Origin of the sequence: Zymobacter palmae (assembly GCF_003610015.1) — a bacterium.
Taxonomy (GTDB): Bacteria; Pseudomonadota; Gammaproteobacteria; order Pseudomonadales; family Halomonadaceae; genus Zymobacter; species Zymobacter palmae.
On sequence record NZ_AP018933.1, the window covers coordinates 1,813,992 to 1,828,583 of the forward strand.

Annotated in this window: 13 protein-coding genes; 3 read left to right on the forward strand and 10 right to left on the reverse strand. The window is 53.1% G+C overall.

Annotated features, from left to right (window positions below; genetic code table 11):
• Nucleotides 1–51 precede the first annotated feature (51 nt).
• The 7 genes from ZBT109_RS08070 to ZBT109_RS08100 form a co-directional block, all read right to left on the reverse strand.
• Nucleotides 52–363, reverse strand: coding sequence for an EscU/YscU/HrcU family type III secretion system export apparatus switch protein (locus ZBT109_RS08070; RefSeq protein WP_051524138.1), 312 nt, complete (start codon nucleotides 361–363; stop codon nucleotides 52–54).
• Nucleotides 356–1,792, reverse strand: coding sequence for a flagellar hook-length control protein FliK (gene fliK, locus ZBT109_RS08075; RefSeq protein ID WP_027705939.1), 1,437 nt, complete (start codon nucleotides 1,790–1,792; stop codon nucleotides 356–358). The genes ZBT109_RS08070 and fliK overlap by 8 nt, the downstream gene beginning before the upstream one ends.
• A 6-nt stretch (nucleotides 1,793–1,798) precedes the next feature.
• The gene (gene fliT / locus ZBT109_RS08080; protein WP_027705940.1) at nucleotides 1,799–2,179 is read right to left on the reverse strand and encodes a flagellar protein FliT; all 381 of its coding nucleotides are present in this window, start codon (nucleotides 2,177–2,179) and stop codon (nucleotides 1,799–1,801) included.
• Nucleotides 2,176–2,577, reverse strand: coding sequence for a flagellar export chaperone FliS (gene fliS / locus ZBT109_RS08085; protein WP_027705941.1), 402 nt, complete (start codon nucleotides 2,575–2,577; stop codon nucleotides 2,176–2,178). Before fliS ends, fliT begins: the two co-directional genes overlap by 4 nt.
• Nucleotides 2,578–2,756: 179 nt before the next feature.
• Complete coding sequence (fliD, locus tag ZBT109_RS08090) at nucleotides 2,757–4,181, reverse strand: flagellar filament capping protein FliD (protein ID WP_169734021.1); 1,425 nt, start codon at nucleotides 4,179–4,181, stop codon at nucleotides 2,757–2,759.
• A 403-nt stretch (nucleotides 4,182–4,584) separates the two neighbouring features.
• Nucleotides 4,585–5,370: a TSUP family transporter gene (locus ZBT109_RS08095; protein WP_027705943.1), complete on the reverse strand. Its 786-nt coding sequence runs from the start codon at nucleotides 5,368–5,370 to the stop codon at nucleotides 4,585–4,587.
• A gap of 190 nt (nucleotides 5,371–5,560) precedes the next feature.
• Nucleotides 5,561–6,103 carry a C40 family peptidase gene (locus ZBT109_RS08100; protein ID WP_232012829.1) on the reverse strand — a complete coding sequence of 181 codons (543 nt, stop codon included), beginning with the start codon at nucleotides 6,101–6,103 and terminating at the stop codon, nucleotides 5,561–5,563.
• A gap of 9 nt (nucleotides 6,104–6,112) precedes the next feature.
• Between ZBT109_RS08100 and ZBT109_RS13610 the strand changes: the two genes are divergently transcribed.
• Nucleotides 6,113–6,361 carry a hypothetical protein gene (locus tag ZBT109_RS13610; RefSeq protein ID WP_145984504.1) on the forward strand — a complete coding sequence of 83 codons (249 nt, stop codon included), beginning with the start codon at nucleotides 6,113–6,115 and terminating at the stop codon, nucleotides 6,359–6,361.
• Nucleotides 6,362–6,671: 310 nt separating this feature from the next.
• On the opposite strand, the gene ZBT109_RS08110 is transcribed toward ZBT109_RS13610, so the two are convergent.
• From ZBT109_RS08110 to ZBT109_RS08120, 3 genes are all read right to left on the reverse strand, one after another.
• Nucleotides 6,672–7,940, reverse strand: a complete 1,269-nt coding sequence (locus ZBT109_RS08110) for an acyltransferase family protein (RefSeq protein ID WP_051524140.1) — start codon at nucleotides 7,938–7,940, stop codon at nucleotides 6,672–6,674.
• Nucleotides 7,941–8,248: 308 nt separating this feature from the next.
• Nucleotides 8,249–10,393: a catalase HPII gene (katE, locus tag ZBT109_RS08115; protein WP_027705946.1), complete on the reverse strand. Its 2,145-nt coding sequence runs from the start codon at nucleotides 10,391–10,393 to the stop codon at nucleotides 8,249–8,251.
• Between the two features lie 246 nt (nucleotides 10,394–10,639).
• Nucleotides 10,640–12,115, reverse strand: coding sequence for a catalase (locus tag ZBT109_RS08120; protein WP_027705947.1), 1,476 nt, complete (start codon nucleotides 12,113–12,115; stop codon nucleotides 10,640–10,642).
• Between the two features lie 480 nt (nucleotides 12,116–12,595).
• Here ZBT109_RS08120 and ZBT109_RS08125 point away from each other — a divergent pair, with 480 nt between their 5' ends.
• Nucleotides 12,596–13,567 (forward strand): LysR family transcriptional regulator, encoded by a 972-nt coding sequence (locus ZBT109_RS08125; RefSeq protein WP_027705948.1) that lies wholly within the window; start codon nucleotides 12,596–12,598, stop codon nucleotides 13,565–13,567.
• Nucleotides 13,568–14,063: 496 nt separating this feature from the next.
• Nucleotides 14,064–14,591 carry a fimbrial protein gene (locus tag ZBT109_RS08130; protein ID WP_027705949.1) on the forward strand — a complete coding sequence of 176 codons (528 nt, stop codon included), beginning with the start codon at nucleotides 14,064–14,066 and terminating at the stop codon, nucleotides 14,589–14,591.
• The last annotated feature ends 1 nt before the right edge of the window (nucleotide 14,592 follow it).

Below are 14,592 nucleotides of genomic sequence, written 5' to 3' on the forward strand. Positions count from 1 at the left end.
ACATTATTGGGTCAGTTCGATCACATAGAATATGCGAAATACCAGGGATGACTATTTCGCAGAAGGCATGCCTTCCGCGTTCTGTTCTTCCAGTTTCTGCAGCCATACCATCAATGAGGCCACAGCGTTGCAGAGCGCCGGAGGAATCTGCTGGTCGGGAGCAATCGTGGACAGCAGCGCCATCAATTCAGGAGAGTGATGCACACTGCCAACGCCGTGCTGACGCGCCTTCTCAACGATTTGGGCGATATCGTTTTCCTGCTGATCACTCAACACTCCCGAGTTTGTCGCCTGTGGCTGACCATAGCGTTTGGCCAGTTCACGACGACGACGCGCCAGTAGCTGCTCATGAGTTTCAGGCATGCGGTTTCTCCTGTTCAGCGGCTACCTGTGCGCCCTGTTCCCGTAGCGAATCGCTATTAATCTCGACGGCACGCCCATCATGGTGGCCATCATTCAACAGCTGTTCCAGCTCTTCACGGGCATCGGCCAGCACCTCTCGAGTGGCCTTGTTCTCGGCTCCCAGTGTCACCGACAGCGCTTCTCCGTCCCACTGTATCCCCGCTGTCACGGTTCCCAGAACGGGCAGTTCAAAGGTCAGGGTCAGCATCCACGCCCGACGCTGATCGGGAAAGGCCGGGAACCGTCGCTCGGCACCGCTCTCGCCACCGCGCCCATCGGACAAATAAGGCTCAGTCCTGAAAGACATCAGCATCATCGCCCCTGCCCACAGCTCGCTCTGAAAGTGGATCGACTGCCCCGCCATCATTTGTAGCTGCTGTCGAATCACGGCATCACCGAACTCTGACGCAGCTGGCAATACCGATAGTAACTGCTGACGCTGCCGCGCGCTCTGTTCAACGATTTCCAAAGGAAGATGCCCTCCTGCCCACTGAGCCAGCAATGCTTCGTGGAACAGACCGCTCGTCTTCAATGCCGAGGCAAGATAGCCCGACAGCGTATCGCGCTGGGCCTCTAGCGGCATCGACTGCCCCGCCGTTTCCATGATCAGTGCTGAAGAGAGCACATTCAGCGGCATGGGATCCGGCGATGTCGTAGCAAGCAGCGACTGCCAATCCTGACCGGACAGTACGGTCGTCCACTGACTCATTTCTCTGGCCGCACGACTGACGTCGATAAAAGCAGAATCCGATGACGACAGTGTCGGTATCCAGGCCGGCGCATCGCTTCCGCTCGCCGCAGACGCCGCCACACGATCCTGAAAGCCGATCTGTGGTTCCTGTTCAGTCAGCGGCAGCAGCATGGTCGGCTGAGCAGACAGCGTGGACGATGCGGGCTTGTCCTGCGGAATGGTCTGCGAAGCAACATGCGTCAGCGGAGCCGGAGGCGACGATTCGGCAAGAATATCGGTTGAGATATCGGACAGCAGTGTCTGCTGCGCAGCCAAACGCGCCTGCTCACTCAACACACGAGCGGTATCGCTCAATGCCAGCTGCGCGGAAGCGGCGGATGGAGAATTGGACGGTGGGGTAACAACCTCAGATGGCAGCGCCGAACGACGCAGGGGTGAAGCAGCGGAGCTGGCTTCTGCATTCTGCTGACGCGACTGTGCCGTTGAGATGTTCTCCGCGAAATCAGCCTCTTCTGAACTGCCGCCTTCAGAAGCGGGAGAATCATCAGAAGACTGAGCGGCATCGTCAACGGCACTGTCACGAATTACAGCGGATACGGCAGCGGGGCCGATAGGCTGGCGCGCATGGGCGTCCAAAGACAGCTGACGCCCGAGCACCTGATGCAAAAGGGTGTCGAGCAAGGGCGTGATAGAGCCCATGATAGGTTAGCTCCCGGAGAAGCGCTGGTAGGCATTGGAGACTTTGTGAGTACGAATGCGCTGCTCTTCTTCTGCCATCAGCGTGCCAAGCTCCTTAAGGCGCACATCAAGCTGTTCACGAATCTTGCGGTCGTTATCCAGCAAGCGCTGTAGATAGACCTGACGTTCGCGACGCTGAGAGAAGCTCAGCTGCGTATCGCCTACCGAAGACAGCTGCTCGGCCTGTACCAAGTACTCCATGCCTTCGTTGACGAGCGCGTCCCACTCACCCTCTTGGGCCTTACGCACCATACGCTCAGAATGTTCGATGATCTTGCGGTATTCATCCATGAGGCCGTCGACCTGCATGCCGGAATCCACAGAACCATCCTGCATGGAATCAATCATGATAAGCCCTTTCCATTGTCGCCAATGCTGCGCCATGCGGTTGCAATGTCATTGACCATGTCAGCAACATGCTCAATGGAATTACGATCCACCTTGATATTGGCCTTCAAGAGCGTTCTCGACATATAGCCGTAAAGGTTGTGGAGGTTCTCTGAAAGCTCTCCCCCCTTCTCCATGTCGAGTGCTGCATCCAACCCGTTATCAAGAATAGTAATGGCTTTGGAAATTGCCATCCCACGCTCAGCGACCTTGCCTTCATCCAATGCCCACAGCGCGCGATTTAGCGCTTTCTCTAGGCCATCGTACAGCAACACAATCAACTGATGCGGACTGGCCCCCATGACGGCCGTTTCGAGCCCCACCGTGGCGTATGCCTGTGCACCTTTTCGAGTCAACATGCCTACTCTCTTCATTACCAAGGGATTACACGTCGAAAGCACATCATAGCCAAACTTTTAACAGTGAGATGCGCGAATAAACGGGCTATTTATCTAGGTATTTCCACCGGAAAGGCATAAACGATCGCTGCTGCCATCAGAACGGAATGCTCAATGGGCAGCAGCGACCGGTAAGGTCATCAGCTAGATTTATTTAGGGCTTCGAACTGCGCCTTGATGCTTTCGATCTGGGTGTCCATCGTGGTCTTGAACTGCACCAGTTTAGTAAAGCTCTGCTTGTACATCTTCAGACGGTATTCACTGGCCGTGGTAGCACGTTCCTTCTGGGAGGTGATGGCCGTGACCTTATCGTTCAGCGTTTTAGTATTGGTGGTCAGAATACCTGTCTTGCTGTTCTCGATTTCGTCGACCTTGGCCACGATCTGGTTCATGATCCCGCTTTTGCCGTCTGTAGCCGCTAGCGTGGTCTTGAAGCCTTCCGGGTTGCTCTTCATCGCTTGCTGCAGCTTGGTGCTATCAACCTCTAGCGTTCCCGCCGGCTTGGTGCTGGTAGTTTTGTCCAGGCTGATGGCCGTGATGCCGTAATCCTTCAGCTTTGCAAGGTTCTCGTTACTCAACAGCGTCTTGATCTGACTGCGGATCGTACGTGCACCAGAGTCGCCTACCAGCGCCCCAGTATCAGTGGAGTCGGTAGAGTTGTACTGGGTCAGGCTGCTCATCGTGCTCAGGAAACTGTTATAAGACGACACGAAGTTCGTCACACCCGTTTCCCAGTCGGTGGTGTTGGTCGCGACCGTCGTCGTTTCAGGCGATGTAGACACGGAAGACAGCGTCAGTTCAAGACCAGGTACCGCATCAGTCACTTTGTTAGAGCTTGCTTCCAGATCAACGCCATTGACCGAGAACTGCGCGTTAGTGGCTTCGCGCTTCACTGACATGTTGGAAATGACATCCGTCAAGCCGGAGTCGCCTGTCGCACTGATGGTGAAGGCGTTCGCCGAACCGGTCGTGGTGGATGATACCGTCAGATAGGAGCTGCCATCCGAGTTGGAAATGACCGCCGCTGAAATGTTCAGCTTGTTGCCCTTGCTGTCCTTAGCCGAGTTGATGGCATCGCGCACGCCTACCAGCGATGCATCGGTCACGGAAATGGAAAGCGCATCACCCGTACCTTGCTGCAGGGTGACGGTACCGCTACCTAGCGTACTGGTCTTATCCGACACCTTTGTGCTCGCGTTGGACTGCGTCGTCGCCAGCTGATTGACCTGGATGTCGTACGTACCCGAAATGGAGTTGTCCGTCGCCGTAGCCAGATAGGCAACGGCACTGGTAGTCGCCGTAGCGGATTTCTGGAAGTTGTCGGCAGTCAGTGCTTCCGCCTGGCTTTTCAAGGCATCCAGCGAGCTTTGGATCGTCGAGTAAGCCGATATCTTCGTTTCAACGCTGGTTTTCTGCGTGTCATACGTTGCCAGCTTGCTCTGCTCTGCTGCTTCCAACTGCGAGTAGTACTTGTCCAGATCAAGGGATGCACCACTCCCGAAGTTCAAGCTACCCAGACCCGATGATGTCGACGTACTACTTGTAGTTGATGATGTCGTTGCCATGAAATACATCTCCCATGCTTGGTGAAGTGCAGCTTATATCGGCCGCATAGAGGCACAGGTTTAGGAATGAAAGTATTCACTGACTTACACAAAAGCCCTTGCCAGCCGCTACGCTCGACAAAGAATGCATCACTCCCAGCCCCAATATCATGCCCGACGGGATCATGCGACAGGCCGCAGCCCTGAAACGGCCCATTTTCCCATCAGCGGATTAGGATTAAAGCTGCGAAACACGATGAAAACATCCGCCTGTCTCAGACACCTCAATTGACACAGCAATAGGTCGAACTAAGGCCATCTTGCCGCCTTCACTGCACCATGAAAAAAGCCCCCGGCTACCGCCAATAGGCAGCCGAAGGCTTTTCTAGCACCGTGGACTACGGCCACAGAGAAAGAAAAAGAGTCAGTGAAGCCACTGAACGACCAGCGCTGCCAACATATCCCCCAACAGCAGCTTGATCGACATCGCAATCGAAACCACAACCATCAGTATGCGGATCAAACGCTGCCCTTTACTGATGGCAATACGCGCACCTAGATTGCCACCAACGAGCTGTCCCGCCAGCATCACAAGGCCAATCTCCCAGAATATCTGGCCGTGTGCGATGAAGAACAGCAACGCAGCAATGTTGCTGGTGGCATTCAGTACCTTCGTTGTAGCGGTCGCCTTCAGCATACTGAAGCCCTGCAGCATGACGCAGGCCACGACCATCAGCGTTCCCGTACCCGGTCCACAGAAGCCATCGTAAAACCCCAGTAACGGACAGATGAAACCGATGAACATCGGCGCACTTAATCGTGCCTGTTCTTCCCTGACGCCAAGATTGGGGGAAAACAGAAAGAACACGGCAAAGCCGATCAGCATGAAAGGAATCATCAGCATCAGAATACGTGCAGAAAGGAAGGACACCACCACCGCTCCCAGCACAGCGCCAACGAAGACGCAGAGAATATGAGGAATGAGATCCCTTAATCTGACATGTCCTTTTCTTATGAAATGCAGCGCAGCGGAAAAAGAGCCGCCGACCGCCCCAACTTTGTTGGTCGCGACAGCAACAGCGGGCAGCATGCCTGTCGCCAGCAGTGCAGGCAGCGTGATCAGCCCGCCGCCGCCGGCAATGGCGTCGATGGTGGCCGCAACCAATGCGATGAAGAAGAACAGCAAGAGTATTTCGGGGCTGAAGCTCATTGTAGGAATACCTCGTGAGGAGCCTGTCAACGGATGCCGCTCGCACCTTTATTATCGTTGGAAGAGCAGCGGCATAAGTAAGAACGCACCGGCCCAGCTTAATCGGTTGTCTGATATAAAAGAAGCCGCTTGAAACAAGCGGCTTCTTCACAGCAATAGAAGAACATATCAAGGCAGCGCCAGCAGCGGATTACCCGTTGACGGTCGGGATACGATCCGGCGTGCTGGCGCGGGAAGCCAGCTGCGGGTTCTCGATAGGACGACGTGCCTGTACATAGCGGCGCGCCCAATAGTGATTGTCCAGCTGAGAGATCATCACGCCCTGAGAGGAAGAGGCATGCATGAATAGACCATCGCCGAGATAAACCCCAACGTGATTGAGGCGGCGTGTTGGTTTGAAGAAAACGAGATCACCGGGTTTGAGTGCCGCGCGAGAAACGCGACGGCCTTGCTTCATCTGCTCGCCTGCCGTGCGCGGCAAGGCGTAGTTAAATCGTTCTTTGAAGATGCGCTGTGTGAGTGCCGAACAGTCTATGCCATCGCGACTTTCACCACCGAAGCGATAAGGGGTGCCCGCCCACTCTCGATACTCGCTCATCAACGTGTCGTGAACACCAATTGGACGGTGCTGCGTTCCTGTGTATTCGATATCGACGTTATCACCGGAAGTCTGATAGCCGCCTATGATGGGGTAAGGTGCTGCGGAAGAACGAAGGGGTGCGGTAGAAGCCAAAGTGGTCGGTTGATCAACACCGTTTGCAGCACAGCCCGCGAGACTAAGAAGAAGAAAACAAAAACCTGTCACTTTTTTATACATGAGCGGCATCTCAATTCGATCGACAAGAAGAAAAGAACATCAACAAAAACAGGAAAGCGTACAGATGCAACAAAAGGAAACAAACCGCAACGGTGCGCAGAGCGCACGCACCACTACATGCATGATATCAGCCAACATCTGGCTCTGCCTGACGAAGACTATCAGCACGATTGAATTTCTCAATTTGTCCACATTCAAGCATTGTATATCAAAAAAGAAGAACCCTCTTTACGCATTTGGCGGCATACGTAAAAAATGTCCTCTTGCCTGATAGCGATCACACACAACCCCGCTTTCAAACACGTATGTTTTGGCGACAATCCCCCGCAGCATCGCTCACCACGCGCATTGCCCGCCAATACTCCGAGCGTATTCTCATGAAAAGGGAAGCCCATAAAAAAGGCGAAAAGCCGACTAAAATGCCCGCTTTTCGCCCTCTCCGCTATTTCCTTATTACATCAATTGGATAGAGAGTAAGCACCTGTCATTTTTTGAGCAATAGCCGCTGAATGACCCCTCGCACCCGTAATACGAACTGCTCCTGAAACAGGATACAGAACATCACCGTCAGCAATAAAAAGACGGGGTACCAAGCAAACGTGATCGTTCCCGCCTGCGCACTGCACTGCGTGATGGAAGAAAGGCACTGTGATGGCTGCGAACCAGAAAGCGCCATTTCTGTGCGCGAAAAGATCAGATAGAGCGGAACATGCAGAGCAAACATCGGCAGCGAAGCACCTCCCAGACGCGCAGCAGTGCGCTGCCAGAACACACGGTTGGGAGCCTTCGCAAACAGGCAGAGATAGATCAGCGCCAACTGACCCGGCATCATCAGTCCATTGTGCAGCACATAGTGCCAGCCAGCACTATGGCCGGGCAGCAGAAGCCACTCGCCCAGCGCGATCGAACCGACCAGCAGCGACACAGCCATCACCCCTCTCGACAAGGACAGTGTGTCCGTCTTCTGCCGGTGGTACCAGACACACAGCAGAATGCCCGCAGCAAACTCAGGCAACCGGATCAACGGGTTGCGATGCAGTAGCCCGGTTTCCGGCGCTCCCCACGAGGTCAGCAGGATGACAAGCACTGGCGGAACCAGATACAGCAGATTGACGACGCACAGCCAGCGCATGGGATGACACCGACGCCATAACCATACCGCCAACCACGGAAACGTTAGATAGAAGAAGAACAGGGTTGAGATCGACCACGTCGGAGGGTTGAACGTAAGGTAATACGGGTTCCAAGCCTGCAGTAATGCGATGTTCTCAAAGGCCGCCCACAGCAGCTCACGATTGCTCATGGTGTGCCATACGGCTTCGCCATTATTGACGTCCATCATGACGGCTCGGATCGACGCCGATGCATCTTCAGGCGTCAGCTGAAGTACGGGCAGCACCGCCATCACAGCAATGGTAATGATCATGGCCCCGATATGAATCGGGTACAGATTGGCCAGCCGGCGAACAAGAAAGCTGCGCTTCGATTCCCGCAGCCCGTACTGTCCATCGGGCGGCTGCGGACGCAGATAGACATGCGTCAGCAAGAAGCCGGACAGAATGAAGAAAGTGCTGGTCGAGAAAAACCCTAGGCCAGTGATATAACCCGACCATTCGCTTATCGAGGGATAATAGTGAAGGGTATGAAAGACGACGATATACAGTCCAAGAATGAAGCGTAGCCATTCAAGTGCAATGAATCGTCTTGTCCGGTGGTGTACTGTCGAAGCGGGGACAGACGAAGCGCTATGCATCAATATTTCCTCTGATCATGCCTCGTGCCAATGCACGGAACGAGGCGACAAACACATGTTCTTTTAATTGCGAACATGTCTGCATCTTCAAGATAATGTGCTGCTATTGCAGGGTCGTGGAATTAAATTTCATAGACAATGCCATAAGCGTTATCAATAACCCATGAAACAATGTGTAATCAGTAATGAAATTATTCTGATAACGAGAAGATTATAGACGCTGATAATAAAGGCTCCACCACGGTGGAACCTTTTTACAATTTACTTTTAGATAACCTTATGTGGCTTTATTGCTCATCACAGAGAGGCTAAGCCGCAACCGAAGCCACCTTGCTATCACGCGACCAGACACGATGCAGCGACAGCGCTTTTACGAAACCGTCCAGCCCTTCAGACGTGCATCCATCGGTCAGCACACCGTCTTCTGCCGTCGGCAAGTTGGCGGCCTGCAGCAACGTAGCACCTTCTCCCAGTGCCATAATGACCTTGAGGTGCTTGTAAGCCTCAAGCAGGTAATAACGCCCCGCCCCTAGTGTAGCTAGTCGACGAGCAGAGCCCTCGATCACGATGACGGCATCCATCGTAACCGAGGGCTGACCGTCCAGTGTTGCGGCGGGCGTGACTTGCTGACCATCATCCAGCGTTACCGGCGCCATTGACGGCGCAATCACTACGGGCGTCGCGCCTTCTTGCTTGAGACGATCCGCCACCTGCGTCAGCTGTGTATGGCAGGCCCCATCGGCGACCAGTACGGCGACCTGCCGATAGCGGATGTTCTGTGGTGGACGCGCCATCAGGCTCAGCGATGGCGCCTTCGCTAGCGAACACTGACCCAGAGCGTCGGGTGAAGCCGTCGGTGCTGTCGGCACCGGCATACCATGAGCCTTGGCAACGGCTTCAGCCAAGGCCAGTGAAATGTTGGGCAGGATCTGCTCAATCACTCGCTGGCGGATATAGGGTCGCGTGACTTTAGACAGCTCGAACGTAAACGCCTCAATGATGTGCTGCTGCTCAACAGGCGTCTGGCTGTCCCAGAACAGACGCGCCTGAGAATAGTGATCGTTGAAGGAAGGACTGCGTGCGCGCACCTTGTGTGCATCAATGCGTTCATAGGTACTTTCGAAGCCCCCTTGCTGCTCCTGCGGCGGCGTGGTAGTTGGCCAGCCACCCTCAATAGAATTTGGTTCGTAGGAAGCCTGCCCTTTATTGATTGTCAGACGGTGGAAGCTGTCTCGCTGATGGTTATGAAATGGGCAGACCGGCTGATTGATGGGGATCTCATGGAAATTGGGACCGCCCAAACGCAGCATCTGGGTATCTAGGTAGGAAAAGACACGCCCCTGCAGCAAAGGATCGTTCGAAAAGTCGATGCCCGGCACGATATTGCCCGGATTGAACGCGACCTGTTCGGTTTCGGCAAAGTAGTTATCCGGATTGCGGTTCAGCACCATCTTGCCGATCGGTGTAACCGGTACGCACTCTTCAGGAATCAGCTTGGTCGGGTCAAGAATGTCGAAATCGAAAGCGTGCTCGTCCTTTTCTTCGATCACCTGTACGCCCAGCTCCCATTCAAACGGCTGGCCGCTGTCGATCTGTTGCCACATATCCCGTCGGTGGAAGTCGGGGTCTCGTGCCCACAGCTTCTGTGCCTCATCCCAGCACAGCGACCATGTTCCCGCCAGCGGCTTCCAGTGAAAGCGCACAAAGCGGGAAACGCCCTGCCGGTCGATCAATCGGAACGTATGGATGCCGAACCCTTCCATCGAGCGGAATGAACGCGGCAGCGCGCGATCCGACATGGCCCACATCACGTTGTGCGCGGTTTCTGGCACCAGTGAAACGAAATCCCAAAACGTATCGTGTGCCGACTGTCCTTGCGGAATGTCATTGTGTGGCTCAGGTTTTACCGCATGCACGAAGTCAGGAAACTTGATCGCATCCTGAATGAAGAAGATGGGGGTGTTGTTGCCCACCAGATCCCAGTTGCCTTCTTCGGTATAAAATTTGACGGCAAAGCCTCGGATATCGCGCACGGTATCATTAGAGCCCCGAGCCCCTTGGACAGTCGAAAAACGCGTAAAGACAGGCGTTCTAGCCTCGGGATCACGGAATACAGCGGCTTTTGACAGCTCGGCTGCCCGAGGATACGGCTGAAAATAGCCGTGAGCGGCCGCCCCACGCGCATGTACGATACGCTCGGGAATGCGCTCATGGTCAAAGTGATTGATCTTCTCGCGGAGAATAAAATCCTCCAGCAGCGTTGGTCCACGTTCACCGGCTTTCAGCGAATTCTCATTATCGGCAATGCGTACCCCTTGGTTGGTACGCAAGTCGTGTTCCTTCGCATCGCTTCGATACGTCTCAAGCGCTTCATCCTTGCGGTGCTCATCCGTACCCCACTGGGTGTCGTGCGCTTCATCGTGATTCGTAGCCGTATAGGAATGCTGTGTCATCGTAGATCGCTCCTTGATCAAGCCGTTACACATATGCCTACTGCATGTCACCGCTGCATCGTAGAGAAAGCCCCCACAAGGTGCAGTGTCATTTACCACCCTAGTGATGACCAACGCTTCGCGCCAGCCTCGGCGAAAGACTTCCTTTCTTGCCCATCATCACGTACGAAAAAAGGCCAGCCTGAACAGGCTGGCCTTTCATTGGGTCAATGCAAAAGCGCCAACAGCCGCTTTACGCCGACCATCTTATGCGTCGCGCAAGGCCGTATAGCGAGCTTCCACACGGCGACCATAGTCTTCGTCTGCGGCATAGCAGTGCTCAATGACCTTACTCACGATGGGAGCCGTCACGCCCTGTAGCGTAGTGGCAAAGACGTTGGCAATGCGATCACGCTGTCCGTCGTCGAAGCTGCGGTACAGGTTGCCCGCCTGCTCGTAGTTATCATCACCGCGATTATTGTGATAACCCACCCACGCTTCTTCTTCGAGCGGCATCGGCGGCTCGGAGAATTCAGGTGACGGTACTGGCGCCCCCTGATCGGCACGTGCGTTCGGGTAGAAGTTGGTGTCACCGTACTGGCCACCTTCCTTCGACTGCCCCGTCACGGGGCATGTACCGGCCATCAAACCATCACGCTGGTAATGATTGACCGGGCAACGTGGCTGGTTGATCGGGATCTGCTGGTAGTTTGCCGATAGGCGATAGCGCTGCGCATCGGCATAAGCCAGCAATCGAGACTGCAGCACCTTATCCGGGGAACCACTGATACCAGGTACGAAGTTGGAAGGGCTGAACGCCAACTGCTCGACTTCCGCAAAATAGTTATCCGGGTTTTTGTTCAGCTCCATCTGACCGATCTCGATCAGCGGTACGTCACCGTGCGGCCAAACTTTAGTCAGATCAAACGGGTTGATGCGGAATTCACGTGCTTGCTCTTCGCTCATCACCTGTATCTTGACGGTCCAACTAGGGAATTCGCCGCGGTCAATGGCCTCAACCATATCGCGCTGGTTGTGATCGTGAGGAATCGTTGCCGCTTCCTCGTCAGACACGTTACGAATGCCCTGATTGGTCTTGAAGTGCCATTTAACCCAATGACGCTCGCCCTTTTCATTGAAGAAGCTCAGTGTATGAGAGCTGAAGCCGTGCATATGACGCAGGCTTGCCGGAATACCACGGTCCGATAGCAGAATGGTGACCTGATGGAAGGATTCCGGATGCAGCGCCCAGAACTCCCAGCGGTTCTGCCAGTTCACCAGGTTGGTGCGCGGATCTTTCTTCTGTGTATGAATGAAGTCAGGAAACTTGCTGGGTTCACGAATGAAGAATACCGGCGTGTTGTTACCCACCATGTCCCAGTTGCCCTGCTCCGTGTAGAACTTCACGGAAAATCCTCGGACATCGCGTTCCATATCGTTGCTGTCCTGCCCACCAGCAACGGTCGAGAAACGTGCTGCCACTGGCGTTTCCTTGCCCACACCACGCAAAAAATCAGCAATAGTCAGATCAGACAGATCGCGTGTCAGGCGGAAAACGCCCTGCGCAGAGGTGCCTCGTGCATGCACGACACGCTCAGGAATGCGTTCGCGGTTGAAGTGCGCCAGCTTTTCGAACAGACGCCAGTTATCAAATGTTAACGGGCCGCGTTCACCTGCCGTAATGCTGGTATCATCCTGAGGGACGGGGGCACCGTTAGCCGTAGTGTAGCGAGTCGGATTCATGGTGTATCTGCTCCTTGGCAAGTCCAGCGTTTCTTTGAGAAATCAGACATAGCATAGTCACCTCTGCGAAGGCCGCTAAATTGAACCACCTCATGTGATTGATAAAGATAATCAATTTTCTACTTTAGATAGCCAAGACCCAAGGACGTGTGAACGAAACGTAACACCGTGTCACTTAGTGCGATATATACCCTCATATTTCACAAGGAATAATAGTAAGGTTACCAATAAACAATAAAAAGACACGATAAGAAACATATAGAAAAACCGTCTATCAATTTGAACACTATTATTACCATTTTATAGAAAATATGGGTCGAAACTTTTGAATGTGAGTGTTAACTTCTCACTCTGATCACAAATGGCGCTACTTCAAGCTTTCGACATACTGCTCACACACTATGTAAGATGCCCCGCCACGCCCCTTTTACGTGCCTTAAGCACTCATAGACTTTTATTACCCGACATCAAGGAACGATAATGGCACGAGAACATATGGAGAAGGCTGCTGATCATCCATTGTCCACAGAATTGGCCGACCGGCTGCAGTATTTCATTCAAAAAAAAATGACGCTAAAGCAGCTGCGCATTATCGTGACATTGCATCGACACAAAACGATGGTGGCCGCATCGCGTGAACTTTCGATGACATCAGCCAACATTTCGCTGTGCGTACGTGATATCGAGATGCTGCTCGAATGCAAGATATTCCTGCGACGCAATGGGTTCTATGTGCCTACGCTGTGCGGTCGCATGCTTATTGAGCTGGGCACCCGTCTGGCCGAAAGCTGTGAATACACTATCCGCAAGGCTCATCATCTGTCCGGCATCAGCGTGCCCGACGAGTTGACGATTGGGTATATTGGACCGATTACGGCCTGCTATGCCTACGAACTGTGGTCGAACCTACTGGCTTACAATACAGGGCTCAATGTCAACGTCATCGACCTTTCGGCACTGGAACAGCAGTCATCGCTGACCCTAGAACAACTGCAGGCTGATGTGATTTTTTCTTCCCGCGGACCCAATACACTGGGCTTTCACGACCGCTGGGAGTCTCGTGCCTTCTATATCCGCCACTTTCACTTTCTAGTGGCCTGTGGCGAGAATCAGCCTCCCCCCCAGCCCGATGACGTCGACGCCTTTCTACTGCCTACCCGCTCAGACAATATCGTATCGGCTATCCATGACCATATCGCCGCGCATTTTCCCGGTACGCACACTGTCAGCTACTGCGATGCCATCACCGGAATGGCGTTTGCCCAGCTGCCACACAACACCGTGCTTGTCGTATCGGACAAGGAAAAGCAGATTATTGAGCGCAATACACATTTCCATACGCTATCAGTGATGGATAATCAGCAGATTGCCAGCAGTCTACACATTCAGCGCGAACGATTGTTACAGCTTGAATCGCCGGTCTATAGCATTCTCAACGACATGACCTTCTGAAATGTAAGGAATTAGGCGTTTCAGGAAAGTGATTTTAGGTATGATTTACCTATAAAAGCCAAAGAAAAGAACATGTTGATCTGTTCTTGTTGATTAGCAGGGCGTTGCATAGATACACAAAATACATTAGATACCCACCGCTATTTCGTGTAATACGCAACGCCTTTTAACATTATCCTTTCAATTCAATAAGATAGAGATATTGTTTTCAGTAAGAAAACAGTAATTCACAAAGATAACGTCAAATTACATTTCTATTCATTCCTTGCCTCAACTGAAATAAATAATATGACAGATAGGACAAATCGTTGAAGATTATCGTTGATTCATACATGAAAAATTAATTACAATCCCTTCCGCGCAGAATCATTCGCACAATTTCCTTTATCAGTTCTCATAAAAATAAGCCTTTTCAAGACAAGGCTTTAGGTAAGAACAACCGATAAAGATCTTGAATTCTGCGCACTTGCCTTTTGACTATTTGGGGTTATAAGCCATGAAAAAAATCATCGTAGCAATGGCCGCTGCAAGCGCCATGCTGGGCGTTTCAGCTGCACAAGCAGAAAGCAGCCACGTATTCTTCAAAGGTCAGGTCACTGACTCCACCTGCGAAATCAATGCCGAATCTAAAGACCAGACAGTTCAGCTGCCGACCGTCATCGCTAGTGCGCTGGCTGCAGACGGCCAGACTGCTGGTACTCGCGAATTCACTATCGGCATGTCCAAATGCCCGGGCAACCAGAAACTCGCTATCCGCTTCGAACCGGGCGCTACTGTTGACACCAAAACAGGCTGGCTGAAAAACAGCCTCAACGATGGTGCCAAAAACGTGGCGATCGAACTGCTGAACGAAAACGCACTGCCGATCCGTGTCACTGGCCACCAGGCTGAAGATCAGTACGCTGCCAAAGCAGACGAAAACGGTAACTACACTCAGCGTTACTTCGCTCGCTACCACGCTACTGGCAAAGCAGAAGCCGGTGCGGTCGAATCCAGCGTTGCATACTCTGTCATCTATCAGTAAT

Coding starts and splice junctions, on each gene's coding strand:
- ZBT109_RS08070 (WP_051524138.1), bottom strand. CDS start 363: ATGCCTGAAACTCATGAGCAGCTACTGGCGCGTCGTCGTCGTGAACTG.
- fliK (WP_027705939.1), bottom strand. CDS start 1,792: ATGGGCTCTATCACGCCCTTGCTCGACACCCTTTTGCATCAGGTGCTC.
- fliT (WP_027705940.1), bottom strand. CDS start 2,179: ATGATTGATTCCATGCAGGATGGTTCTGTGGATTCCGGCATGCAGGTC.
- fliS (WP_027705941.1), bottom strand. CDS start 2,577: ATGTTGACTCGAAAAGGTGCACAGGCATACGCCACGGTGGGGCTCGAA.
- fliD (WP_169734021.1), bottom strand. CDS start 4,181: ATGGCAACGACATCATCAACTACAAGTAGTACGTCGACATCATCGGGT.
- ZBT109_RS08095 (WP_027705943.1), bottom strand. CDS start 5,370: ATGAGCTTCAGCCCCGAAATACTCTTGCTGTTCTTCTTCATCGCATTG.
- ZBT109_RS08110 (WP_051524140.1), bottom strand. CDS start 7,940: ATGCATAGCGCTTCGTCTGTCCCCGCTTCGACAGTACACCACCGGACA.
- katE (WP_027705946.1), bottom strand. CDS start 10,393: ATGACACAGCATTCCTATACGGCTACGAATCACGATGAAGCGCACGAC.
- ZBT109_RS08120 (WP_027705947.1), bottom strand. CDS start 12,115: ATGAATCCGACTCGCTACACTACGGCTAACGGTGCCCCCGTCCCTCAG.
- ZBT109_RS08125 (WP_027705948.1), top strand. CDS start 12,596: ATGGCACGAGAACATATGGAGAAGGCTGCTGATCATCCATTGTCCACA.
- ZBT109_RS08130 (WP_027705949.1), top strand. CDS start 14,064: ATGAAAAAAATCATCGTAGCAATGGCCGCTGCAAGCGCCATGCTGGGC.